Origin of the sequence: Microbacterium oryzae, assembly GCF_009735645.1 — a bacterium.
Taxonomy (GTDB): domain Bacteria; phylum Actinomycetota; class Actinomycetes; order Actinomycetales; family Microbacteriaceae; genus Microbacterium; species Microbacterium oryzae.
The window spans coordinates 775,431-796,453 of the sequence record NZ_CP032550.1 but is presented as its reverse complement, the minus strand read 5'-3'; the positions used below and the strand labels follow the sequence as shown (position 1 = coordinate 796,453).

Annotated in this window: 26 protein-coding genes, 1 tRNA gene, 1 other RNA gene and 1 pseudogene; 15 read left to right on the top strand and 14 right to left on the bottom strand. The window is 70.8% G+C overall.

All coding sequences use genetic code 11. From position 1 onward, the window contains the following. Positions 1–112: 112 nt before the first annotated feature. Positions 113–787: a GOLPH3/VPS74 family protein gene (locus tag D7D94_RS03705; RefSeq protein ID WP_156241274.1), complete on the top strand. Its 675-nt coding sequence runs from the start codon at positions 113–115 to the stop codon at positions 785–787. A 24-nt stretch (positions 788–811) separates the two neighbouring features. Beyond that, on the top strand, positions 812–1,555 hold the full coding sequence (locus D7D94_RS03700; protein WP_156241272.1) for a formylglycine-generating enzyme family protein: 744 nt from the start codon (positions 812–814) through the stop codon (positions 1,553–1,555). A 13-nt stretch (positions 1,556–1,568) separates the two neighbouring features. On the opposite strand, the gene D7D94_RS03695 is transcribed toward D7D94_RS03700, so the two are convergent. Further along, positions 1,569–2,534, bottom strand: a complete 966-nt coding sequence (locus D7D94_RS03695; RefSeq protein WP_156241271.1) for a hypothetical protein — start codon at positions 2,532–2,534, stop codon at positions 1,569–1,571. A gap of 27 nt (positions 2,535–2,561) precedes the next feature. After that, a complete protein-coding gene (locus D7D94_RS03690) occupies positions 2,562–3,113 on the bottom strand; it encodes a dihydrofolate reductase family protein (RefSeq protein WP_156241270.1) in 552 nt (183 codons plus the stop codon). A gap of 87 nt (positions 3,114–3,200) precedes the next feature. On the opposite strand from D7D94_RS03690, the gene D7D94_RS03685 reads away from it, so the two are divergent. Together D7D94_RS03685 and D7D94_RS03680 are read left to right on the top strand one after the other, a co-directional pair. After that, the gene (locus tag D7D94_RS03685; protein WP_156241269.1) at positions 3,201–4,106 is read left to right on the top strand and encodes a hypothetical protein; all 906 of its coding nucleotides are present in this window, start codon (positions 3,201–3,203) and stop codon (positions 4,104–4,106) included. A gap of 72 nt (positions 4,107–4,178) precedes the next feature. Then, on the top strand, positions 4,179–4,655 hold the full coding sequence (locus D7D94_RS03680) for a GNAT family N-acetyltransferase (protein WP_173024355.1): 477 nt from the start codon (positions 4,179–4,181) through the stop codon (positions 4,653–4,655). A gap of 7 nt (positions 4,656–4,662) precedes the next feature. On the opposite strand, the pseudogene D7D94_RS14340 reads toward D7D94_RS03680, so the two are convergent. After that, positions 4,663–4,761, bottom strand: a pseudogene (locus D7D94_RS14340) (agmatinase); the annotation flags it as partial. Between the two features lie 78 nt (positions 4,762–4,839). Between D7D94_RS14340 and D7D94_RS03670 the strand changes: the two are divergent. Further along, entirely contained in the window at positions 4,840–5,922 is a 1,083-nt protein-coding gene (locus tag D7D94_RS03670; protein ID WP_156241266.1) for a DNA polymerase IV, read from the top strand. Between the two features lie 30 nt (positions 5,923–5,952). On the opposite strand, the gene D7D94_RS03665 is transcribed toward D7D94_RS03670, so the two are convergent. The 7 genes from D7D94_RS03665 to D7D94_RS03635 all read right to left on the bottom strand — a co-directional run bounded on the left by D7D94_RS03665 (position 5,953) and on the right by D7D94_RS03635 (position 11,543). After that, entirely contained in the window at positions 5,953–6,504 is a 552-nt protein-coding gene (locus tag D7D94_RS03665) for a dihydrofolate reductase family protein (RefSeq protein ID WP_156241265.1), read from the bottom strand. Between the two features lie 197 nt (positions 6,505–6,701). Beyond that, positions 6,702–7,004, bottom strand: coding sequence for a winged helix-turn-helix domain-containing protein (locus D7D94_RS03660; RefSeq protein WP_156241264.1), 303 nt, complete (start codon positions 7,002–7,004; stop codon positions 6,702–6,704). Further along, positions 7,001–7,447 (bottom strand): hypothetical protein, encoded by a 447-nt coding sequence (locus tag D7D94_RS03655; protein ID WP_156241263.1) that lies wholly within the window; start codon positions 7,445–7,447, stop codon positions 7,001–7,003. Before D7D94_RS03655 ends, D7D94_RS03660 begins: the two co-directional genes overlap by 4 nt. A gap of 267 nt (positions 7,448–7,714) precedes the next feature. Further along, positions 7,715–10,075 (bottom strand): ATP-binding cassette domain-containing protein, encoded by a 2,361-nt coding sequence (locus D7D94_RS03650; protein ID WP_156241262.1) that lies wholly within the window; start codon positions 10,073–10,075, stop codon positions 7,715–7,717. Between the two features lie 24 nt (positions 10,076–10,099). Continuing rightward, entirely contained in the window at positions 10,100–10,510 is a 411-nt protein-coding gene (locus D7D94_RS03645; RefSeq protein WP_156241261.1) for a VOC family protein, read from the bottom strand. A 5-nt stretch (positions 10,511–10,515) separates the two neighbouring features. Beyond that, a complete protein-coding gene (locus tag D7D94_RS03640; protein WP_246171866.1) occupies positions 10,516–10,962 on the bottom strand; it encodes a helix-turn-helix transcriptional regulator in 447 nt (148 codons plus the stop codon). Continuing rightward, a complete protein-coding gene (locus tag D7D94_RS03635) occupies positions 10,959–11,543 on the bottom strand; it encodes an LOG family protein (protein WP_156241259.1) in 585 nt (194 codons plus the stop codon). Before D7D94_RS03635 ends, D7D94_RS03640 begins: the two co-directional genes overlap by 4 nt. A 121-nt stretch (positions 11,544–11,664) precedes the next feature. Between D7D94_RS03635 and D7D94_RS03630 the strand changes: the two genes are divergently transcribed. Beyond that, positions 11,665–12,585 carry an AEC family transporter gene (locus D7D94_RS03630; RefSeq protein ID WP_156241258.1) on the top strand — a complete coding sequence of 307 codons (921 nt, stop codon included), beginning with the start codon at positions 11,665–11,667 and terminating at the stop codon, positions 12,583–12,585. A 61-nt stretch (positions 12,586–12,646) separates the two neighbouring features. On the opposite strand, the gene D7D94_RS03625 is transcribed toward D7D94_RS03630, so the two are convergent. Then, complete coding sequence (locus tag D7D94_RS03625; RefSeq protein ID WP_156241257.1) at positions 12,647–13,414, bottom strand: SDR family oxidoreductase; 768 nt, start codon at positions 13,412–13,414, stop codon at positions 12,647–12,649. A gap of 130 nt (positions 13,415–13,544) precedes the next feature. Here D7D94_RS03625 and D7D94_RS03620 point away from each other — a divergent pair, with 130 nt between their 5' ends. The 5 genes from D7D94_RS03620 (at position 13,545) to ppgK (ending at position 17,021) form a co-directional block, all read left to right on the top strand. Beyond that, the gene (locus D7D94_RS03620; RefSeq protein WP_156241256.1) at positions 13,545–14,006 is read left to right on the top strand and encodes an NfeD family protein; all 462 of its coding nucleotides are present in this window, start codon (positions 13,545–13,547) and stop codon (positions 14,004–14,006) included. Between the two features lies 1 nt (position 14,007). Next, complete coding sequence (locus D7D94_RS03615; protein ID WP_156241255.1) at positions 14,008–14,940, top strand: SPFH domain-containing protein; 933 nt, start codon at positions 14,008–14,010, stop codon at positions 14,938–14,940. Next, positions 14,937–15,704 carry a glycerophosphodiester phosphodiesterase family protein gene (locus D7D94_RS03610; RefSeq protein WP_156241254.1) on the top strand — a complete coding sequence of 256 codons (768 nt, stop codon included), beginning with the start codon at positions 14,937–14,939 and terminating at the stop codon, positions 15,702–15,704. Before D7D94_RS03615 ends, D7D94_RS03610 begins: the two co-directional genes overlap by 4 nt. Before the next feature lie 94 nt (positions 15,705–15,798). After that, positions 15,799–16,179, top strand: a complete 381-nt coding sequence (locus tag D7D94_RS03605) for an RNA polymerase-binding protein RbpA (RefSeq protein ID WP_156241253.1) — start codon at positions 15,799–15,801, stop codon at positions 16,177–16,179. 86 nt (positions 16,180–16,265) lie between these two features. Continuing rightward, positions 16,266–17,021 (top strand): polyphosphate--glucose phosphotransferase, encoded by a 756-nt coding sequence (gene ppgK, locus D7D94_RS03600; RefSeq protein WP_156241252.1) that lies wholly within the window; start codon positions 16,266–16,268, stop codon positions 17,019–17,021. A 54-nt stretch (positions 17,022–17,075) separates the two neighbouring features. On the opposite strand, the gene rnpB is transcribed toward ppgK, so the two are convergent. From rnpB to D7D94_RS03585, 3 genes are all read right to left on the bottom strand, one after another. Next, positions 17,076–17,444: RNase P RNA component class A (rnpB, locus tag D7D94_RS03595), an RNA gene on the bottom strand. A gap of 33 nt (positions 17,445–17,477) precedes the next feature. Then, entirely contained in the window at positions 17,478–19,211 is a 1,734-nt protein-coding gene (locus tag D7D94_RS03590) for a bifunctional 3'-5' exonuclease/DNA polymerase (protein ID WP_156241251.1), read from the bottom strand. After that, on the bottom strand, positions 19,169–19,903 hold the full coding sequence (locus tag D7D94_RS03585; RefSeq protein ID WP_156241250.1) for a zinc ribbon domain-containing protein: 735 nt from the start codon (positions 19,901–19,903) through the stop codon (positions 19,169–19,171). The genes D7D94_RS03590 and D7D94_RS03585 overlap by 43 nt, the downstream gene beginning before the upstream one ends. Positions 19,904–19,967: 64 nt before the next feature. Here D7D94_RS03585 and D7D94_RS03580 point away from each other — a divergent pair. From D7D94_RS03580 to D7D94_RS03570, 4 genes are all read left to right on the top strand, one after another. After that, positions 19,968–20,040: transfer RNA gene (locus D7D94_RS03580), tRNA-Val, on the top strand. Then, entirely contained in the window at positions 20,007–20,453 is a 447-nt protein-coding gene (locus tag D7D94_RS03575; RefSeq protein WP_156241249.1) for a TfoX/Sxy family protein, read from the top strand. Before D7D94_RS03580 ends, D7D94_RS03575 begins: the two co-directional genes overlap by 34 nt. 82 nt (positions 20,454–20,535) lie before the next feature. Then, positions 20,536–20,709, top strand: coding sequence for a hypothetical protein (locus D7D94_RS14235; RefSeq protein ID WP_173024231.1), 174 nt, complete (start codon positions 20,536–20,538; stop codon positions 20,707–20,709). A gap of 32 nt (positions 20,710–20,741) precedes the next feature. Beyond that, a complete protein-coding gene (locus D7D94_RS03570; protein ID WP_156241248.1) occupies positions 20,742–21,017 on the top strand; it encodes a hypothetical protein in 276 nt (91 codons plus the stop codon). Positions 21,018–21,023: the final 6 nt, after the last annotated feature.

Genomic DNA, 21,023 nt, shown 5'->3' with positions numbered 1-21,023 from the left:
ACGATGCTAGGCGAGAAACTCGATCACGCGCTGTGCGGGGGCGACCCCCCGGGCGCCGCGAATCCGTCTCACGGGGGATCCGCGACCGAAGGCGTCGCCGTACGGTCGGAGCATGCTGATCGTTGAGGAACTGCACCTCCTGCTCACCACGGCCGATGGCGCTCAGGAGCGATCGGGATCCATGCGCGCGTACGGGGAGGCGGCCGCGATCGTGACCGACCTCGTGCTCGCGAATCGGGTGACGCTGAGTGAGGAGAAGCGTCCGCGCGTGCAGATCACCTCGGATGCCCCCATCGGCCATCCGGTGCTCGACTTCGCTCTCGAGCGTCTGCTGGCGAAGGACGGAGCTCGCCTCGACTCGGTGATCACCTGGGCGAAGCTCGACCCCGAGCAGCCGGTGGTGGCGTCCCTCGTCGATGCCGGGGTGCTCGCGATCGGCGAGCGGACGTTCTGGGGGCTGGGCAAAGCGCGGACACCGGAGGCGGATCCGGCACCGGAGGCGGCGCTCCGCGCACGGCTGGCAGCCGTGCTCGCGGGCACGGCCCCGGCGGGTGTCGCGGACGCGACCCTGCTGGCCATCCTGCAGGGGCTCGATGTCGCCGGGACGATCCTGCGGGAGGAGGCGGCGGGACGCCGACCGCGCGCGTTGAAGGCGAGGATCTCGGAGATCGTCGGGGCCTCGCCCGCCGGAAGCGCGGTGGAGCGAGCGGTGCAGGCGATGAACACCGCGATCATGACGGCGGCGATCATCCCGGCGATCACCGTGACGACCATCACCTCGAGCTGAGGAGCGGTCGGCGACAATGGAGCGATGAGCTCCGTCGACTTCGAGATGGCGCGGATCCCCGCAGGACGCGTGACGCTGCACGACGCGCGGCGCAAGGAGCGGCGCTCGGTCGACCTCGAGGCATTCGAGATCGGCGTGTTCGCGGTGACCGAGGAGCAGCTCGCCGAGATGCTGGCGGTGCCGTCGTCGCACCCGCGTCGGCCGGCGGTCGAGGTGAGCTGGCAGCGCGCCATCCGCTTCTGCAACGCCGCGTCGGAGTGGGAGGGGCTCGATCCGGTCTACACGTTCGACGGCGAGGACGTGCACTGGGATGTCCAGGCGGACGGGTACCGCCTTCCGACCGAGGCGGAGTGGGAGTTCGCCTGCCGCGCCGGATCGACAGGCCCGCACTACGGACCGCTGCCCGATGTGGCCTGGACGGCGGCGGACGGTCTGCGCGCTCCGCAGGATGTCGGTGGCCGGATGCCGAACCTGAACGGGCTGTTCGACACCCTCGGCAACGTCTGGGAGTGGTGCTGGGATCTTCTCGACCCGGCCCGCTACGACGACTATCGCGTGTTCCGCGGCGGTGGCTTCGCCGACGACGCGTGGAGCGTGCGCGCGTCGGTCCGCCGGGGCGGACCGACGCGATCGCACCACGAGGACGTCGGCCTCCGCCTCGCGCGGGGCGCGTTCGACGGCGATGACGCCGCGCAGGGATGGTCGGCCGCCGTCGATCGCGAACGCGCGCTCTTCGACGGACCGGCAGGGTGGACACCGCGACGCTGACCCGCGCTGATCGTCAGGCGGGTGCCAGCGCGGAGTGCACGCGCACGACGCCCTCGCCGTAGCGCGCGTCGAGCTCCTCCTGGAGCGTGCCGTCGTCGAAGACGACCGAGACCTCGAGGACCAGGTCGGTGCCGGGGATGCCCGTGCTGAGGATGTCGCCGGTCGGGTCCTCATGGAGCTCCTGCTGGATGGCGACCAGCTCGGCCTCCGTGCGATCGGCCTGCGAGACGCAGAGCATCCCGCCCCACACCTCGCGGAGGGCGGCTTCGGCAGCGGGGAGATCGTGCGTCACGGCGACGTTGACGATCGTGAGCTCTGGGTCGTTGAGCAGCCACTCGACCTCCGGGTCCGACAGGTCCCGCTCGGAGGCGGGGTTCCGGCTCTGGTCCATCCAGGCGACCCCGTACCCCTCCAACGTCGACGCCCGCTCGAACGCGGCCTGCATCGCCTCCGGCGACACGAGCGACTCGTCGACGACCCGCCACCCGCCTTCCGGCTCCGGGCAGGGAGTCGCGAAGTCCGGCGCGGACGGTTCCAGCTCGCGAGGCGGGTCGTAGTCCGCGGCCGGCGTCACCTCGCTCACGGCGAACTCATCGGCTTCGGCATCGTACGCGCCGGTCACAACGAAGTCCCCCCACCTGACGCCACTCCGCTCCTCGAAGGCGCCGTCGTGCTCGCCCCAATCCCACCCGACGAGCGCCGGTCCGCCGCACTGGGGCGGCAGCGATTCCGCGACACCGCCCAGGCACAGCTCCGCTCCGTCGCCGTCGTCGAGAACCGTGACGGGGTGACCGGTAGTGAGCAGGCCGTCCACCGACGGTGCAGCGTCCGCCGACGGCACGGCGGACGCCGACGGCGGGGTGGTGGGGGCAGTGGATCCGCTCGGCCCGCCGGCTGGCGTCGCGCATCCGCTCAGCGCAGCCATGACGACGGCTGCCGTCACGTCAGCGGCGGCGAGAGGACTCCGACGTGCGCTCATAGGGCGAGTGTCGCAGACGAAGTGGGCTCACGCGGCGTCCTCTCGCAGGGGACCGACGAATCGATGTCGGGCCGTGATGAACGTCGCGTTGCGCGCGACGTCGATGAGCTCGAGGTCGAAGCGGCGGGGGAGGAGCGGGCGACCGGCGCCCAGGGTGACGGGCGCGATCGAGGTGACGATCTCGTCCAGCAGGCCCTCGTCGGCGAACTGCCCCGCGAGGTCGCCGCCGCCGACGACCCACAGATCCTTGCCTGCCGCGGCCGCGGCCATCCGCTCGTACACCGGTCGCACCGGCCCCGACGCGAAGCGGACGTCCGGCTCGCCCTCGGGGAGCGGGAGGTCGCGCGAGGTCATGACCCAGGTGGGCATGGCGTAGGCCCAGCCGTCGCGGTCGTGGCGGAGGATCCACTCGTAGGTGGTCGAGCCCATCACCACGGCGCCGATGCCTGCGATGAACCGGCCGTAGTCGTTCGGGCCGCCCTCGTCGATCGGCTGCCGAAGGAGCCAGTCGAGCGAGTCCTGCGGATCTGCGAGGAAGCCGTCGAGGGTGCACGCGGTGTAGTAGATCAAGCGAGTCATGGTGCTCCTTCACGTCGTCGTGGTGACCCCATTGTGATCGGCACCACGGACATCCGCTCGTGCCGCTCCCTCCGCTACGGTCGGGGCATGGCGGAGCGCGTGACGACGCAATGGCGGATCGGCGCCGTCATCCCCGGACTCGCGCTCGGCGTGCTGGCGGCGGCCGTGGGCCTGCTGCCGTGGCTCGTCACCGGCGCGCGGCTTCCGCTGCAGAACCTGTGGGCGACGCAGGTGCTGCCGGAGGACATGCCGATCGCGCTGCTGCCGCTGAGCCAGTACTACGCGACGCGGCTCCTGGTGCTGCTCATCGTGGGCGGGGCGCTCGCCGGATTCGCCACCCGCCTCGTTCCTCGGGAGACGACTCCCCTCCCGGTGGCGACCGGCCTGCTCCTCGGGCAGGCGGCCGCGACCATCCAGACCGCCGTCGTGGTGGTCCAGGGGCACGCCCTCGGCGCGCCGACTGCAAACCCACGGGCCGCCCTCTACGTGTACGGCATGCTCACGGGCGCGGTGGTCGCGGTGGCGCTCGCTCAGGCGGTCTTCTGGCTGTCCTCGCACACGGCTCGAGGGCCCGCGGCCCTGGGCCTCGGATTGGCGGCGGTGCCCGCGGGGTCCTGGGGCGTGGACCTCGTCGCGACATCGACAGACGCGCTGGCCGCGCCGGACCTCGCACTCGGCGTGGTCGCGCGGTGGCTCCCCGCCGTCATCGCCGGCGTCGCCATCGGATGGTGCGGCATCCGTCCGCGGCGCCGGATGGCGGTGTGGGCGGTGGTGCTCGCCGGGCTGTGGCTCATCCCCGCGCTTCTCACCGCCGTGCAGTACGGGCTCGGCATGCGCGTGCTGGCGGGCGACCTCGGGGAGATGGCGCGCGCCTCGCTCGACGTGTTCCCGCTCGTCGTCGCACAGTCCTGGCCGCCCGTGCTCGTCGCCCTGGTGCTGGGAGCTCTCGTCACGCTCTGGCGCGCGCGACGAGAGCGACGTCTCCTCGCCTAACCGGAACGCACCGGCGGAGGCAACCCCGTGCGTCCTGCCGCGCTCGCCGCATACCGTGAACGCGTGACAGACATGCAGATCGAGGTGCGGGACATCCGGGTGGACGACGCCGGCGAGGTGATGACGCTGCAGCGCGCGGCGTTCGTCTCCGAGGCGCAGATCTACGGCAGCGCCGACATGCCGCCGCTGACACAGACCCTCGACGAGGTGAAGTGGGAGCTGCAGGACGGCAACGTCGGCTGCGTGGCGCTGACCGGTGAGCGGATGGTCGGGGCGCTGCGGGCGCGGATCGACGGCGACCTGCTCCTGGTCGGCCGGATCGCCATCGCCCCCGACATGCAGGGGCACGGCATCGGCTCCCTGCTGCTCGACGCGGTGGAGGAGCGCGGCGCCCGGGCGGGAGCGCGGGAGGCGGAGCTCTTCACGGGATCGCTGAGCGAGGCGAACCTCCGCCTCTACGAGCGGCAGGGATACCGCGAGACCGAGCGCGTCGAGGAGGAGGGCGGCACGCAGCAGGTCTTCATGCGGAAGCCGATCGCGCAGGCATGATCCTCGCTCACTTCCGCAGCGCCAGCAGCGCCACCAGGTCGTAGGCGACGTGGGAGGCGGCGATCGAGGTGATCTCGGCATGGTCGTAGGCGGGGGCAGGGGTGACGCGGGCACACTGCAGACGCGACGTCCTCGCCTCGTCAACCCGTGACATCCGCTCGCCTCACGCGGCACACTCGGAGGCATGAATCCCCTTCCCTGGGTGCTGCACGTCGACATGGACCAGTTCATCGCGGCGGTGGAGGTGCTCCGGCATCCCGAGCTCGCGGGAAAGCCGGTGATCGTCGGCGGGAACGGCGACCCCACCGAGCGGGCCGTCGTGTCGACGGCGTCATACGAGGCGCGGGCCTTCGGGATCGGCTCGGGCATGCCGATGAAGATCGCCGCGAGGAAAGCACCTGATGACGCGGTCTTCCTGCCGGTAGATCATGCGACGTACGACGCCGTCTCGGCAGAGGTCATGGGCGCGCTCCGAGCGCTGCCGGGGGTGGTGCTGGAGGTGCTCGGATGGGACGAGTGCTTTCTCGGGGTGACGACCGACGACCCGGAGTCGGTCGCGCGCTCGGCGCAGGCGGCTGTGCTCGAGGCGACCGGTCTGCACTGCTCGGTGGGGATCGGCGACAACAAGGTGCGCGCGAAGATCGCCACCGAGTTCGGGAAGCCGCGCGGCATGTTCCGACTCACCGCCGAGAACTGGTTCGAGGTGATGGGGGAGCGGGGGACCCGCGAGCTGTGGGGAGTGGGCCCGAAGGTGCAGAAGCGCTTGGCCGAGCACGGGATCCACACCGTGCGGGAACTGGCCGACGGCGACGAGGCCGAACTGGTCGCGGAGTTCGGACCGAAGATGGGGGTCTGGTACCACCAGCTGGGCTCCGGCCTCGGCCCCGAGGTCGTCGACGATGCGCCGTGGATCGCGCGCAGTCACAGCCGCGAGACGACGTATCAGCAGAACCTGACGACGCCCGACCAGGTGGAGGCTGCCATCCGCTCGCTTGCGGAGGAGGCATTCGGCGACTGCGAGGCGGAGGGGCGCGCGGTGGTGCGTGTGAATCTCAAGGTCCGCTACGCGCCATTCGTGACGCGGACGCTGGGGCGGAAGCTCCCCGCGCCGACGCTCGATCGCGATGCCGTGGTCGCCGCGGCCGTCGCGCTCGGCGAGAGCCTCGATCAGGACCGCGAGGTGCGCCTGCTCGGGGTGCGCGCGGAGATGGAGATGCCGGAGGGTGGCGATCGGGTCGAGCGCACGCCGGTGCGGGGGAGGATCTGACGCGCTGGCGCTCTCGCTGACCTCACCGCGTCAGTGGGCGCGCCGATAGTGCTCGTAGATCACGCCGGAGTCGAAGCCGCGCGTCTCGATCAGCTCGAGCCGCAGCGGCTGCACGAGGGAGGGGAGCAGGGGAGGCCCACCGCCGACGATCACGGGGTGCCGGAAGATCCGGTATTCGTCGATGAGATCGCGCTCGATCGCTTGAGCGGCGAGATCCGCGCCGCCGATCTCCACGTTCTTCGACGTGGAGCGCATGAGGTCGGCGACCTCCTCGGCGAGCGGCCGCTCGGCGAGGCGCGCGTTGCCTTCCACACGATCGAGCGTGTGGCTGAAGACGACCTTCGGGAGCGCGGTCCACACAGCCGCGAAGTCCTCGGCGTCGGGGGAGTCGCGCATTGCCGGATCGGTCTCCCACACCCGCATGGCCTCGTAGAGACGGCGCCCGAGAAGCGTCGCTCCCAGTCCGCGGACTCGCTCCAGGTGGAAGCGGAAGAGGTCTTCACTGGGGGCCGACCATGCGAAGACTCCGTGGCGGTCGGAAATGTACCCGTCGACGGAGACGCCCATCGAGTAAAGGAGCATGCTCGAAGCGTCTCACCGCGGGGGTGAGCGGACAAGGGCCTGTGCGGGATGCTGGACCTGAGACCATCCGGCGCACACATTCCCTCGTCACGCAGCGAGCGGGAGGGGATGGCGAGAGGCGACTCGGGCCATCCTTGAAATGCGAACTGACATAATGTGCATTATCGGCTTTTCGACGCGCGGCTTGGAAGTGGTGCTCAGGACGGCATCGACCGCCCGACCAGCCCCGCCAGGCGTTGCAGTTCGCGCACGTGCGCCCGGAACGCCTCGCGGCCCGCGGGTGTCAGCGAGAGCCAGGTGCGCTGACGCGACGCACTCGTCTTCTTGATGACCTTCACATAGCCGGCGTCCTCGAGCGCCTTCGCGTGCTTGGACAGCACCGAGTCCGAGACGCCGATGCGATCGCGCAGGTACGAGAACTCGGCGTCGTCGACCGGCGCCAGCAGTCCGCAGAGCTCCAGACGAGCTGGCGCATGGATCAGTGGCTCGAGTCCACTCATGCCGCACCTTCGGAACGGACCTCGCGACGCCACACGGCCATCCAGGCGAAGCCGAGCGCGGCGACGACGAGTGCAGCCACGAAACCCGCCCAGAGGCTGCCCCAGATCGACGGCGCGAGATACGACCACGCGAGGCATGCGACGAGCACCAACCCCGTCGCAGCCGCCACCCAGCGCGCTCGGCGCGGGCTGTAGCCGGAGACCCACCACCCGTGCTCGCGTCGCCACCAGGTGATGAACGCGGGAATCGACAGGAGGAACGCGAGGGTGACGAGGATCCCCCAGGGCTGGTCCATACCCTGGGCCGTGATCAGCACGCCTGCCGCGACGCCGAGCGCGACGTGATACCAGCCCTCGCCCCGCTTCCCCACCGCGTAGTCATCCCGGACGGACGCGAGGCGCCCCAGCTGCGACGCCGCGTCCACTCCCTCATCGCTTTCCATAGTGGAAACCGTATCACTGACTTTCCAATCTGGAAAGCATTGGCGCATGGGAGCTCCGAGACCGCCTCTCCGCTCTGATACTGCGTCTGAGCGCACGTCGAAGCCTCACGAGACCGCCTCTCCGCTCCGAGACTGCACGCTCGCGCGCGCGCCCTGCGCCGCCGCTCCGAGACTGCACGTGGCGCACGCAGGCTCGGAGCGGCGACGCAGTCGGCGAGCGGCGACTCAGCCGGCGAGCGGCGAGGCGGTCTGGGAGCGCCCCGACGGTCACTCCCCGACGTAGCGCGCCAGGTGCTGCCCGGTCAGTGTGGACGTCGCCGCGACCAGGTCGGCCGGCGTGCCCTCGAAGACGACGCGCCCGCCGTCGTGCCCCGCACCCGGCCCGAGGTCGATGATCCAGTCCGCGTGCGCCATGACCGCCTGATGATGCTCGATGACGACAACGGTCTTCCCCGCGTCGACGAGCCGATCCAGTAGGCCCAGCAGGTTCTCGACATCCGCCAGATGGAGGCCCGTCGTCGGCTCGTCGAGGACGTACACCTCCCCCTTCTCCCCCATCTCGTTCGCCAGCTTGATGCGCTGACGCTCGCCGCCCGAGAGCGTGGTGAGCGGTTGGCCGAGCGTGAGGTATCCGAGCCCGACATCCTCCAGCCGGGTCAGGATGGCCGCTGCCGCGGGGATCTTGGACTCGCCCTCCGAGAAGAACCGGCGCGCCTCCGCGACGGGCAGGTCGAGCACCTCCGCGATATCGCGTCCGCCGAGCTTGTAGTCGAGGACGGCCGCCTGGAATCGGCGCCCGCCGCAGTCCTCGCACGGCGTCTCCACCGTCTCCATGAACCCGAGCTCGGTGACGATGACGCCCGCACCCTTGCAGGATGGGCAGGCACCCTCCGAGTTCGCGCTGAAGAGCGCGGGCTTCACCCCGTTCGCCTTCGCGAACGCCTTGCGGATGGGCTCCAGCAGGCCGGTGTAGGTCGCCGGATTGCTGCGGCGAGAACCGCGGATGGCCCCCTGATCGATCGAGACGACGCCGTCGCGTCGCGCGACGGAGCCGTGGATGAGCGAGCTCTTCCCCGAGCCCGCGACGCCGGTCACGACCGTGAGGACGCCGAGGGGGATGTCGACGTCCACGTCCTGGAGGTTGTTCTCGTTCGCGCCGCGCACTTCGATGTACCCGGACGCCTCCCGCACGGTGGGCTTCAGAGACGCGCGGTACCCGAGGTGGCGGCCGGTCACGGTGTCGCTGGCCGCGAGCCCCTCGACCGTCCCTTCGAAGCAGATCGTCCCGCCGCCGGTTCCCGCTCCCGGCCCGAGGTCGACGACGCGGTCGGCGATCGCGATCGTCTCCGGCTTGTGCTCGACGACGAGCACGGTGTTGCCCTTGTCGCGCAGCTGCAGGAGGAGCGTGTTCATGCGCTCGATGTCGTGCGGGTGGAGCCCGATGGTCGGCTCGTCGAAGACGTACGTCACATCGGTGAGCGAGGAGCCGAGGTGCCGCAGCATCTTGATCCGCTGCGCCTCTCCCCCGGACAGCGTTCCCGACGGGCGGTCGAGGCTCAGGTAGCCGAGCCCGAGCGTCACGAACGCGTCGAGGTTGGCGCCCAGTGCGCCGAGCAGCGGTCCGGCTCCGGGCCTGTCCAGACCGCGCACCCAGGCGGCGAGGTCGGTGACCTGCATACGGCACGCATCCGCGATGCTCACGCCGTCGATCTTCGACGAGCGCGCGCCCTCGGTGAGGCGCGTTCCGTCGCACTCGGGGCAGCGCGTGAAGGTGGCCGCTCGCGTCACGAACGCGCGGATGTGCGGCTGCAGCGCATCGACATCCTTCGAGAACATCGCCTTCGTGATCTTCGGGATGAGCCCCTCGTAGGTCATGTTGATCCCGCTGATCTTGACCTTCGTGACCTCGCCGTAGAGGAAGAGATGCCGCTGCTTCTCCGTGAACTCGGCGATCGGCTTGTCGGCCGGGTAGAAGCCCGACTGGGAGAAGCCCTTCACCATCCAGCCGTCGGCCGTGTACCCGGGCACGAGGATCGCGCCCTCGTCGAGCGACTTCGTCTCGTCGATGACTTGAGCGAGATCGACGTCGGACACCGTGCCCCGCCCCTCGCAGCGCGGGCACATGCCGCCGAGGTAGATCGCGTCCTTCACGATCTTCTTCTCGCCGTTCGGCCCGGTCATCACGCCGCTGGCCTTCTGCGTGGGGATGTTGAACGAGAAGGCCGTCGCTCCGCCGATGTAGGGCTCGCCGAGCCGGCTGAACAGGATCCGCAGCATCGCGTTCGCGTCGGTGACGGTGCCCACGGTGGATCGCGGGTTCGCGCCGAGGCGCTCCTGGTCGACGAGGATGGCCGTGGTCAGGCCCTCGAGGACGTCGACGTCGGGGCGCGGCACGGAGGGCATGAACCCCTGGACGAACGCGCTGTACGTCTCGTCGATGAGGCGCCGCGACTCTGCCGCGATGGTGTCGAAGACGAGCGAGCTCTTGCCCGACCCGGACACCCCCGTGAACACGGTGAGGCGCCGCTTCGGGATGTCGACGCTGACGTCCTTCAGGTTGTTCTCCCGCGCGCCCTGCACGCGGATGACGTCGTGGGTGTCGGCGACGTGGGCGTCGTTCACGGCCATGGTCTCTCCCGGGATCGAGGGGCTTCAGCGGCGCTGCTGCAGACGGATGAGATTGCCCGACGGGTCGCGCAGCGCCGCGTCGCGCACGCCGTAGGGCTGGTCCATCGGCTCCTGAACGATATCGACTCCGAGCGCCTCGAGGCGGGCGAATTCCGCATCGACGTCGGGGGTGGCGAGCAGGAGGCTCGCGAAGGTCCCCTTCGCCATCATCTCCAGGATGGTCTCGCGCTCCTCGGCGGTGATCCCGGTCTCGGCCGCGGGGGGATAGAGCACGATGTTCGTGTCGGGCTGGTCTGCCGGGCCGACGGTGAGCCAGCGCAGGCCCTGGTAGCCGACGTCGTTCCTCACCTCGAACCCGAGCGCGTCGCGGTAGAAGACCAGCGCCGCCTCCGGATCCGTCTGCGGCAGGAAGCTGGAGTGAATGGTGATGCTCATGGCGTTCACGGTATCCGCGGGTCGGATGGCCGCGCTTCTCGATTCCTGACCGGTCGCGTCACGTGCTTGGACACGAGGGTCGGCAGGCCGGCGAGGTCCCCCTGCGCCCGACGGCGGTACTCGCTCGGCGGCATTCCGACGAGCTCTGTGAAGCGCGTGCTGAAGGTGCCGAGGGATCCGAAGCGGACCGCGAAGCACGCCTCCGTGACGGAGGTGTCGCCGCCTCGGAGAAGCGACATCGCCCGTTCGATGCGCCGCGTCGAGAGGTAGGCGTACGGCGATTCGCCATACGCGAGGCGGAACTGCCGGCTGAGGTGCCCGGCCGACATGTTCACGCCGCGGGCGAGCGCCGTCACGTCGAGCGGTCGCGCGTATTCACGGTCCATCCGGTCCCGCACGCGCCGGAGCAGGACGAGTTCGCGCAGACGCGCGTCTCGATCGGACGCCGTCACGGTCGCGGTGCCGAGCCCTTCGGGGCCGGCGGCTCCCACTGCTCCAGTGCCGTCAGAAGCGCGTCGATGTCGTCCGACACGATGAGCGTCTCTCGGAACGGCTCGCGCACGAATCCCTCCGACGTCATGTGGTCGATCGCCGCGATGAGCGGCGACCAGAACCCGTCGACGTCCAGGAGAGCGACGGGCTTCCGATGGATTCCGAGCTGCAGCCAGGTCCATGCCTCGAAGAGCTCCTCCAGGGTCCCCGCTCCCCCGGGCAGCGCCACGAAGGCGTCGCCGAGCTCGGCCATCCGCAGCTTCCGCGCGTGCATGTCGGGCACGATCTCGAGCGACGTCAGCTCGTTGTCGGCCACCTCGGTCGCAAGGAGGTGCTGCGGGATCACCCCGACGACCTCTCCCCCGGCCGCCATCCCGGCGTCGGCGACGACCCCCATCAGACCGACGCGTCCGCCTCCGTAGACGAGACCCGCTCCGCGCTCGGCGACGGCCCGGCCGAAGGCCCGGGCGGCCTCGGCGAATTCGGGGCGCGCCCCCATCGACGAACCGAGGAACACCGTGACACGGGAGATGCGGCTCATGACGCGAGCCTATCCATCCGATCGGGGCATGCCGGCGCCGACGGTAGCGTGGAGGGGTGACTACCCGTGCCGGCGAGAGCCGCAGTGCCTCGGCCCGCACGTCGGCCTCGCGGGGCGCCGCATGATCGATGTGCTCACCGGCTTCTCCGTGGTGGCGGCCGCGATCCTCGCGGGATACGTCATCGGACGCATCGACCTGCTCGGCCCGAACGCGCGCTACGTGCTGAGCCGTCTGAGCTTCTTCGTGCTCAATCCGTTCCTGCTCTTCAGCGTCCTCGCCGACGCCGATCTCGAGGTGCTGTTCTCCTCTCTGCTGCCGGTCTCCGCGCTCGCGGCGGCGGTGATCTTCGCGGCCTACGCGCTCATCGCCCGCCTGGCGTGGCGACGCAGCTGGGGCGCGGCGACGGTCGGCGCACTCGGCGCGGGCTATGTCAACGGCAACAACATCGGCATCCCGATCGCGATATACGTCCTCGGCAATGCCGCGCTCGCGGCGCCGATCCTGCTGATGCAGCTGCTGGTCTTCACTCCGGTGGCACTCGCCGTGCTGGAGGCCTCGACGTCGAGCGAGGTGCGACCGTGGCGGATCCTCCGTCGCACCCTCCGCAACCCGATGATCGTGGGCGCCGCGCTGGGCGTTCTCGTGGCGCTGTTCGATGTCGACCTGCCGCCGATCGTGATGGAGCCGATCTCGCTCCTCGCCGGCGGCGCGGTGCCGGTGCTGCTCATCAGCTTCGGCTTGTCGCTCTACGGTCAGCGCGTGCTCACCGAGCGCGGCACACGGCGCGACGTGATCACCGCGACGGCGATGAAGCTGGTGATCATGCCGCTCGTGGCATGGGCGATCGGCCGCTTCGCCTTCGGGCTCGAGGATGAGCCGCTGCTCGCGGTCGTCGTGCTGGCCGCCCTGCCGGCCGCGCAGAACGTCTTCAACTACGCCCAGCGCTACGACACGGGCGAGATCGTCGCGCGAGACACCGTGTTCCTCACAACGCTCGGATGTCTGCCGGTGCTGTTCGCGAGCGCGTTCCTGCTCGGCTGAACGCGCGCCATTCGCGCCGGTCGCGCCTCCGCCTTCCGACCGGCGGCGCGACCGCGAGGAATCAGTCCGTGCCGCGGAAGCCCGTGGTGTCGCCGACGATGCGCTCGTTGTCGGCGGGGATCGGATCGACGATCGCCTGGGCGATCTCCGCGGCGAACTCCGACACGTTGTAGAGGCGTCCGGCCTCCTCGCGGCGCTGCGCGATGGCACCGGGGTTCACGCGCTCGAGGAGCGTGGCGGTGATCGTGCCCTCGATCATGTCACCGGAGACGACGACGAACTCGACGCCACGCGATGTGAGCGCGGGGATGCGCTCGCGCAGAGCGTCCTCGCCCGCGCGCTTCGACAGGGCGACCGGCTCGTACGCGTCCATGGTCGGGGTCGTGCGGATGAAGTGCGCCTGGTGGCTCGTGACGAACACGACGCGTCCGCCGCGGGGCATGATCGGCAGCGCCGTCTCCAGCACGCTCACCTGCGCGTCGCGGTTGAGGCGCAGCGCGTAGTCCTCACCCAGGTCGGCCTCCATGCCCCCGGAAGCATTCAGCAGGAGGACGTCGAGCGAGCCGAACTCCTCCTTGACGGCCTCGATCATGCCGGCGACCGAGCCCGGGTCGGTGAGGTCGGCGCCGACGACGAGGGCCTCCACGCCGAGCTCGCGCACCTCGCGGGCGAGCTTCTCCGCGCGCGGCGCCTTGTTGCGGAAGTTGATGACCACGTTGGCGCCGGCCTGCGCGGCGTAGCGCACGGTGTCGGCGCCGATGCCGCGTGACGATCCGGTCACGAGCACCGTCTTGCCGGCGAGGGACTGCGGGGCGAGGGGCTGCGACACGAGGACTCCGAAGCGTTGGGGATGGAACGCTCCGACCCTACCAAGAGCGCCCTCTCCCCCGCGGATCCGCGCCCTGGCGGCGTCGGACCTGCGTGATAGGTTCCGAGCAGGACCGCCCCGAGGAGGCCGCATGGAAGCGATCGAGCAGTACGCGTGGGTCGTCTGGCTCGCGCTCATCGCCATCTTCCTCGTCGTCGAGATGGTCTCCGGCGAGCTGACGTTCCTCATGCTCGGCATCGGCGCGATCTTCGGGATCGGCTCGGGTCTGCTCGGGGCGCCGCTGTGGCTGCAGGTGATCGTCGCCGCGGCCGCCGCGGTCGCGCTCCTGGTGTTCTTGAGGCCGCCGCTGCTGCGCCGGCTGAACAGGAGCGCCGATCCGAAGACCTTCAACGTCGACGCCCTCGTCGGGCTGCCCGGCGTCGTCACCGAGACCGTGACGTCGATGTCCGGTCGCGTGAAGCTCGCCAACGGGGACTCGTGGTCCGCGCGCGTGCACGGCGAGCGGTCCCTCGCGCCGCAGACCCCCATCGCCGTCGAGTCGATCCAGGGCGCGACCGCATTCGTCGTCATCCGCACACTGGAGGAGAGCTGACATGAACGACAGCAGCAGCACGATCTCGACGGTTCTCACCTGGATCCTGGTGGCGGCCGTCGTCCTGGTCGTCGTCACCATCCTGATCCGGGCCATCCGGATCGTCCCGCAGAGCGACTCGGTCATCGTCGAGCGCCTCGGCAAGTACCACCGGACGCTCTTCGGCGGGCCGCACCTCATCGTGCCGTTCATCGACCGGGCGCGCACGCGCGTCGATCTGCGCGAGCAGGTCGTGTCGTTCCCGCCGCAGCAGGTCATCACGGAGGACAACCTCTCGGTCGCCGTCGACACGGTGGTCTACTTCCGCGTGACCGACCCACGCGCGGCGACCTACGAGATCGCGAACTACCTCGGCGCGGTCGAGCAGCTGACGATCACCACCCTCCGCAACGTCGTGGGCAGCCTGAACCTCGAGGAGGCGCTCGTCAGCCGCGACGTCATCAACGGCAAGCTCAGCGCCGTGCTCGACGAGGCCACCGGGCAGTGGGGCATCAAGGTCAGCCGCGTCGAGCTGAAGGCGATCGACCCGCCCGTGACCCTGCAGGACGCGATGGAGAAGCAGATGCGCGCGGAGCGCGACCGCCGCGCGGCCATCCTGCAGGCCGAGGGGCAGAAGCAGTCGCAGGTGCTCGTCGCCGAGGGCGCCCGGCAGGCCGCGATCCTGCAGGCCGAGGGCGAGAAGCAGGCGCAGGTGCTGCGTGCGCAGGGCGAGTCGCAGGCGATCGAGACGGTGTTCGGGGCCATCCACGCCGGCAACCCCGACGAGAAGCTGCTCGCGTACCAGTACCTGCAGACGCTGCCCAAGATCGCCGAGGGCGAGGCCAGCAAGCTCTGGATCATCCCGAGCGAGCTGACGGAGGCGCTGAAGGGGATCTCCGGCGGATTCGCCGGCAGGATCCCCGGCCTCGGGGACGTCACCCCGCCGCGTCCGTGACGCATCCCTACCTCGCCGGGGCGCGCCATCCGCGGGTGCTCGCTCATCGCGGTCTCGTGACCGCGGACATGGCCGCCGACGGCATCGTCGACAACACCGTCGCCGCGATCGCCGCCGCGCACGCGGCGGGCGTGGAGTACGTGGAGACGGACTGCCATCTGACGGCGGACGGGGTCGTCGTGCTCTTCCACGATGCGACGCTGGAGCGCGTGACCGGCGATCCGCGTGCGGTGGCCGACGTCACGGCACGCGAGCTCGAGGAGCTGCTCGCCGGGCGCGGGGGCCTCGCCGTGCTGCGCGACGTCATGCGCGACTTTCCGAAGACGCGGTTCAACGTCGATGTGAAGGCCGCGGGCGCGGCGGACCCCGCAGGACGGATCCTCGCCGATCACGCGGACCGCGTCCTGCTCACCAGCTTCTCGGCTGAGCGGCGCGCGGCTGCGCTCGCGGCGGCCGCCCTCGCGCGACCCGCCACGAGCGCCGATGCCACGATGATCCGCCAGCTCGTCGTCGCCGCCCGCGTCGGCGCACGCGGGCGCGCCCGTCGCCTGCTGTCGACGATCGACGCGCTGCAGATCCCCGAGCGCCGGAACGGGGTGCCCATCCTCACGCGCAGGCTCGTGCGCTGGGCGCACGAGGCGGGCGTCGAGGTGCACGTGTGGGGCGTCGACGACATCCCTCGGATGCAGGGGCTCGTGGCGCGTGGAGTGGACGGAATCGTGACGGATCGCGCCGACGTCGCGCGCACCGCCCTGGCGCGCTGAGCGTCGCCTGGGAATACCGCATCCGGCGCCATCCGTTCGGATGATCCGCACAGCCGGAAGCGTTACAAATGGTGACCGACGAGAGGACTTCACCATGGCAGATCGCAGCCTTCGTGGTATCCGACTCGGCGCCCAGTCTCTTCAGAGCGAAGAGGGCGTCGTGTTCATGGAGCGCAAGGAGCAGACCTACGTCTGCGGCGCCTGCGGGCGGGAGACGACACTCACGTTCGCCGCTGACGCCGAGGCTCCCGAGACGTGGGAGTGCCGCACGTGCGGCGGGGAGGCGCTGCTCAAGCTCGACAAGGGCACCGTCGAGGTAGACCGCTCGGGCGAGAAGGCCGCTCGCACCCACTGGGACATGCTGCTCGAGCGTCGCTCGATCGAAGAGCTCGAGGAGCTCCTCGCGGAGCGCCTCGCCTTCATCCGGGATCGCCGCGGCGCGGGGCAGGACCCCACCCGTGTGAAGAGCGCCTGACACACACGCCTTGCAGACGCCGGCCCTTCGGGGTCGGCGTCTTCTGCGTGTCGGGAGCGGTCCCACGCGGCGGATAGGCTTTGCTCATGGCGAAGACTGTGGACCGTGCTGTCGGAATCGACATCGGAGGGACCGGCATGAAGGCCGGCATCGTAGACCTCTCCGAGGGCACCATGCTGAGTGATCGTGTGCGGATCGACACCCCCGAGGGTGCCCACCCGGCGGATGTTCTGCGCACCGCACATGACCTTCTCGAGCTGCTCGGCGCCGACGCCGAGGGCCTGCCCCTGGGCGTCTGCTTCCCGGCGATCGTGAAGGGCGGCCGCACCCTGTCGGCGGCGAACATCTCGCACGACTGGATCGGCTTCGAGGCCGAGAAGTTCTTCGAGGATGGCCTGGGCCGGCAGATCCACTTCGTCAACGACGCCGACGCGGCCGGTCTGGCCGAAGCGCGCTTCGGCGCGGCGAAGGGTCGCGACGGACTCACGATCCTCACGACCCTGGGGACCGGCATCGGCTCGGCATTCATCTACGACGGCGTGCTCATCCCCAACACCGAGCTCGGGCACCTCATCTGGGAGGGCGAGTCGATCGAGCGCTTCGCCGCCGCCACGGCCCGTGAGCGCAACGACCTGTCGTGGGAGGAATGGGGCCACCGCCTCCAGAAGTTCTACGCGCACGTCGAGTTCCTCTTCTCCCCCGACCTGTTCGTCGTCGGCGGCGGCGTCTCGAAGAACCCCGAGAAGTTCATGCCGTACATCACCACGCGCGCGGAGATGGTGACCGCCGTGCATCGCAACAACGCCGGCATCATCGGCGCCGCGTCGCTCGCGCAGGTCTGACGGGAAGCGAAGAGGCTCCCGGCGGAAGCCGGGAGCCTCTTCTCGTGCTCAGGGCGAATGGGCCGGCCTGTACGCCGGGTTCTGTCCCGGGGCTCGCGCCCCATCGACGGCCATCTCTCTCGGCGACACGTTGCCGTGCCGCTCCAGCGACCTACCCGAGGACTCGGCGGGCCGCGTCAACATCCTCTGTCTGGTCTTGCTCCGGGCGAGGTTTACCTGGCGGGTCATGTCGCCATGACCCCCGGTGGTCTCTTACACCGCCGTTTCACCCTTACCGGGACGGATCCCGGCGGTCTGTTCTCTGTGGCACTGTCTCGCGGATCACTCCGGGTGGGTGTTACCCACCGCCCTGCCCTGTGGAGCCCGGACGTTCCTCGGCGCGGTGCGGCGAACCGCCCGCGACGCGACCGTCCAGCCGACCCATTCGCGCTCCCAGTCTACGGGAGCGCGTCGTCGTCACTTCGCCGCTGACCGCTCGATGTGCACATCCAGTGGGAAGTCGATAGGGAATTCCCCGAACAGCAGACGTCCCGCCGAGTCGGCGGCCGCGCGGATGGCCGTGGCCACGTCTTCCGCGTACGCCTCGGGCGTGTGCACGAGCACCTCGTCATGCAGGAAGAAGGCCAGGTGCGGTCGACGGGCGAACGCGGGCCCGGAGGCCGCCGCGGCCTCCCCCTCGCTCACGGCGCCGAGAGCGGTGAGTCGCAGGCGCAGATCGGCGAGCCAGGCCAGCGACCACTCGGCCGCGCTGCCCTGCACGATGAAGTTCCGTGTGAACCGCCCCCGATCGCGCGCGGTCCGGCGTGCTCCCGCGACGAGCGCTGCGGAGGCTTCCGCGCCGCTGGCCTCCGACTGCAGCTGTCGCCACGCCTCCTCCGGCGCGGGTGAGGTGCGACCGAGCCAGGTCCGCACCACTCCCCCGTCCTCGCCCGTCCGCGCGGCCGCGTCGACGAGCTCCATGGCATCGGGGAAGACCTTCCGCAGCCGGGGGACGAGGCGCCCGGCATCGCCCTGCGTCGCGCCGTACATCGCTCCGAGCACGGCGCTCTTCGCCTCGGCCCGGGTGGACACGGCACCGCTCGCGACGACGCCCTCATAGAGGTCCGCGCCCGCCGCGGCCCTGGCCATCCGCTCGTCGCGCGCCATCGCCGCGAGCACGCGGGGTTCGAGCTGCGCGACGTCGGCGGACACGATGCGCCAGCCCGGATCCGCTCGGACGGCCTCACGCAGGGAGCGCGGGATCTGCAGCGCTCCCCCACCCGACGAGGCCCAGCGCCCGGTGACGACGCCGCCGGGGATGTACACCGGACGGAATCGGCCCTCGTGCACCCACTCGTCGAGCCATCCCCATCCGTTCGCGGCGAGGAGGCGAGCCATGCGCTTGTACTCGAGCAGCGGGGCGACGACGGGATGGTCGTGCTGGCGGAGCTCCCACTTGCTCGTCGAATCGACGAAGACGCCGACGCTGCGCAACGCGCGCAGCAGCTTGGGCGGCGAGTCGAGGCTGGCGCGCGGGTCGCCGAGCGCCTCGCGCACCTGCGCCGCGGCCTCGTCCATCCGCACGGGCAGCCCGCCCGCCCGGCGCGCGCCGAGAGCGGCCGTCAGCAGCTCGTCGTGACGCCGCGCGTCCCAGGGGATGCCCGCGGCCCGCATCTCCGCCGCGACCAGCGCGCCGGCGGACTCCGCCGCGAGGAGAAGGCGCATGCGCCCGGGGTCGATCGCGCGCGCCCCGAGCTCCTGCTGGGCGCGCCACTCGGCCACTGTGGCCGCGAGGTCGTCCAGCGCGCTCTCGTCCGCACGCGGGGCGACCTCGAAGAGGGCCGGCGCCGCCGCGGGCTCGGCGTCGAGCGGCGCAGCATCCCAGGGATGGGCGGGCGCGTCGGACGTCACGGCATGGTGGAGGATGCGATGGCGCAGCCGCAGGTCGTCGCAGCGCTCGACGCGCACGCCGTGCTCCAAGAGCCGCGGGTACCACGACGCGGTGTCGGACCAGACCCAGCGCGGCCGATCCCGCGCCTCGCGTTGGCTGACCCACGCGGCGAGGCCACGGCCATCCGCCGCGTCGGCCACGCGCTCGCGCACGGCGCCCTCGTCGAGGGAGACCGCGACGACGGCATCGCCCTCGCGCCCGAGGGCGACGGATGGGGTCAGAGCCCGGACTCCTCGGTGCGAACGAGGATGCACCCGCACTCGGGGCAGTTCGCGATCTGGTCGGCGGGAACCGCGCGCAGCGCCTGCAGGTCGCTCGGGGCCATCATCACGTGGCAGCCGCCGCACGCGCCGCGGGTGAAGGGCGCCGCAGCGACGATGCCGCGCTGGGCGAGCCGGTCGTACGCGGCGGTGAGCGGGGCGGGGATCCGCTCGGCGACGGCCGCGCGGTCGCGGGTGAGCGCTTCGATGTCGCGAGCCGATCCTTCGACGTGCGCCTTGCCCTCGGCGCTCAGGCGCTGCCCCTCGGCGGTCGTCTCCGCCAGCAGCGCCTGCTGCTCGGCGACGGCCGCCTCCGCCGTCTCGAGGCGCTCCATGAGCTCGAGTTCCGCGTCTTCGAGGGAGCGGAGGCGCTGCGTGAGCGCCTCGATCTCGCGCTCGAGCGCCTGGGCGTCCTTCGCGCTGGCCGATCCGTCGAGGCGCTGACGGTCACGCGAGCGGCGCTGCTCGGCGAGCGACACGTCCGACTCCAGGCGCGTCACCTCGGCCTGCAGCTCGTCGCGCGCGCCCACGCGGACGGCGAGCTCGTGGCTCTGCGCGGTGCGCTGCGCGACGAGCTCCTGCACGCGCGCGGCCTGAGGCGGGTTGCGCCGCGTCGCCTCCGCCTGACGCAGGCGGCGGTCGAGGTCGGCGAGGTCGAGGAGGAGGCGCTGGTCGGCGGGGCTGGCGTTCACCCCTCCAGCCTACGGTCGCGGGGTGCACGGCGCCTCGATGCGAGCCCCTAGAATCGACAGCTGAGGGCCTTTAGCTCAGCTGGTAGAGCGCCACGTTTACACCGTGGATGTCGTCGGTTCGATCCCGGCAGGGCCCACCGTGATGCATCCCGTGGCGGCTGACGCCGAGCAGGCGGATGATGGCCGTCATGACCGACGGATCGAGCGAGCAATGACCCCGGAGCAGACCGCACTCGTCTCGCGCGTCCGCGTCCTCCTCGGCGACGAGCCGGTCGTCCGCGAGGTGTCGATGTTCGGCGGACGATCGGTGATGGTCGCCGAGAGGATGATCGCGAGCGTCCTCGAGGACGGGGCGCTCCTCGTGCGCGTCGACGCCGACCGGCACGATGAGCTCCTGACCCGGCCGGGCGCCCTGCAGGCGGAGATGGGGCAGGGGCGCACCATGGGGCCCGGGTGGATCGAGATCGCCCCCGACGTTCTCCGCGACGACGAGCAGCTCGCCGCGTGGGTCGAGCTCGCCCTGGAGCACAACCGCAGCGCTCGCGGCTAGCCTCACGCGCTGCGAAGGTCAAGGCGATGGAACGCAGCGAGGGCCGGCTCTAGGCTGAGGGCCCCTCAGCAAAGGAGCCATCATGTCGAACCCGTTCCCCGCACAGTTCCCCCTTCCCGGCGACCGCTCCGACGACGATCTCCCCACCACCGAGACGGATGGCGAGACCGTGCTGGATCCCGACGCGAACGACGATCTCGTGGACAGCGCCGACGCCGACCGCCTCGCCGCGGGCGACGACGACGACGAGATCTGATCGTGCCGCCTCGGTGATGTGAGGATCCGGTCATGCGAGCCTTCGACCGCGACTTCATCGATGCCGCCGTGCGCACGACGCAGCTCGTGACAGTGGGCAAGACGCTCTACTCCTTCGAGCCCACGCCCGTGCAGAGCCCGATCTGGTACCCGGACCTGCGCGTCAAGCGCGACCACCGGCCCTGGGGCTGGGTCGTCGCGCAGAGCGACGGCACCTACGCCATCCACGTCTCGGAGCAGCCGGGAGACCCGCCGACGAAGGTCGGGCGCGGAGTCACCGTCGAGCAGGCGATCCGCTCCGCCCTCTGAAGCGGA

Excerpts from the sequence above, each read along its gene's own strand:
- D7D94_RS03705 (WP_156241274.1), top strand. The coding sequence starts at position 113 with ATGCTGATCGTTGAGGAACTGCACCTCCTGCTCACCACGGCCGATGGC.
- D7D94_RS03700 (WP_156241272.1), top strand. The coding sequence starts at position 812 with ATGAGCTCCGTCGACTTCGAGATGGCGCGGATCCCCGCAGGACGCGTG.
- D7D94_RS03695 (WP_156241271.1), bottom strand. The coding sequence starts at position 2,534 with ATGAGCGCACGTCGGAGTCCTCTCGCCGCCGCTGACGTGACGGCAGCC.
- D7D94_RS03690 (WP_156241270.1), bottom strand. The coding sequence starts at position 3,113 with ATGACTCGCTTGATCTACTACACCGCGTGCACCCTCGACGGCTTCCTC.
- D7D94_RS03685 (WP_156241269.1), top strand. The coding sequence starts at position 3,201 with ATGGCGGAGCGCGTGACGACGCAATGGCGGATCGGCGCCGTCATCCCC.
- D7D94_RS03680 (WP_173024355.1), top strand. The coding sequence starts at position 4,179 with ATGCAGATCGAGGTGCGGGACATCCGGGTGGACGACGCCGGCGAGGTG.
- D7D94_RS03670 (WP_156241266.1), top strand. The coding sequence starts at position 4,840 with ATGAATCCCCTTCCCTGGGTGCTGCACGTCGACATGGACCAGTTCATC.
- D7D94_RS03665 (WP_156241265.1), bottom strand. The coding sequence starts at position 6,504 with ATGCTCCTTTACTCGATGGGCGTCTCCGTCGACGGGTACATTTCCGAC.
- D7D94_RS03660 (WP_156241264.1), bottom strand. The coding sequence starts at position 7,004 with ATGAGTGGACTCGAGCCACTGATCCATGCGCCAGCTCGTCTGGAGCTC.
- D7D94_RS03655 (WP_156241263.1), bottom strand. The coding sequence starts at position 7,447 with ATGGAAAGCGATGAGGGAGTGGACGCGGCGTCGCAGCTGGGGCGCCTC.
- D7D94_RS03650 (WP_156241262.1), bottom strand. The coding sequence starts at position 10,075 with ATGGCCGTGAACGACGCCCACGTCGCCGACACCCACGACGTCATCCGC.
- D7D94_RS03645 (WP_156241261.1), bottom strand. The coding sequence starts at position 10,510 with ATGAGCATCACCATTCACTCCAGCTTCCTGCCGCAGACGGATCCGGAG.
- D7D94_RS03635 (WP_156241259.1), bottom strand. The coding sequence starts at position 11,543 with ATGAGCCGCATCTCCCGTGTCACGGTGTTCCTCGGTTCGTCGATGGGG.
- D7D94_RS03630 (WP_156241258.1), top strand. The coding sequence starts at position 11,665 with ATGATCGATGTGCTCACCGGCTTCTCCGTGGTGGCGGCCGCGATCCTC.
- D7D94_RS03620 (WP_156241256.1), top strand. The coding sequence starts at position 13,545 with ATGGAAGCGATCGAGCAGTACGCGTGGGTCGTCTGGCTCGCGCTCATC.
- D7D94_RS03615 (WP_156241255.1), top strand. The coding sequence starts at position 14,008 with ATGAACGACAGCAGCAGCACGATCTCGACGGTTCTCACCTGGATCCTG.
- D7D94_RS03605 (WP_156241253.1), top strand. The coding sequence starts at position 15,799 with ATGGCAGATCGCAGCCTTCGTGGTATCCGACTCGGCGCCCAGTCTCTT.
- ppgK (WP_156241252.1), top strand. The coding sequence starts at position 16,266 with ATGGCGAAGACTGTGGACCGTGCTGTCGGAATCGACATCGGAGGGACC.
- D7D94_RS14235 (WP_173024231.1), top strand. The coding sequence starts at position 20,536 with ATGTCGAACCCGTTCCCCGCACAGTTCCCCCTTCCCGGCGACCGCTCC.
- D7D94_RS03570 (WP_156241248.1), top strand. The coding sequence starts at position 20,742 with ATGCGAGCCTTCGACCGCGACTTCATCGATGCCGCCGTGCGCACGACG.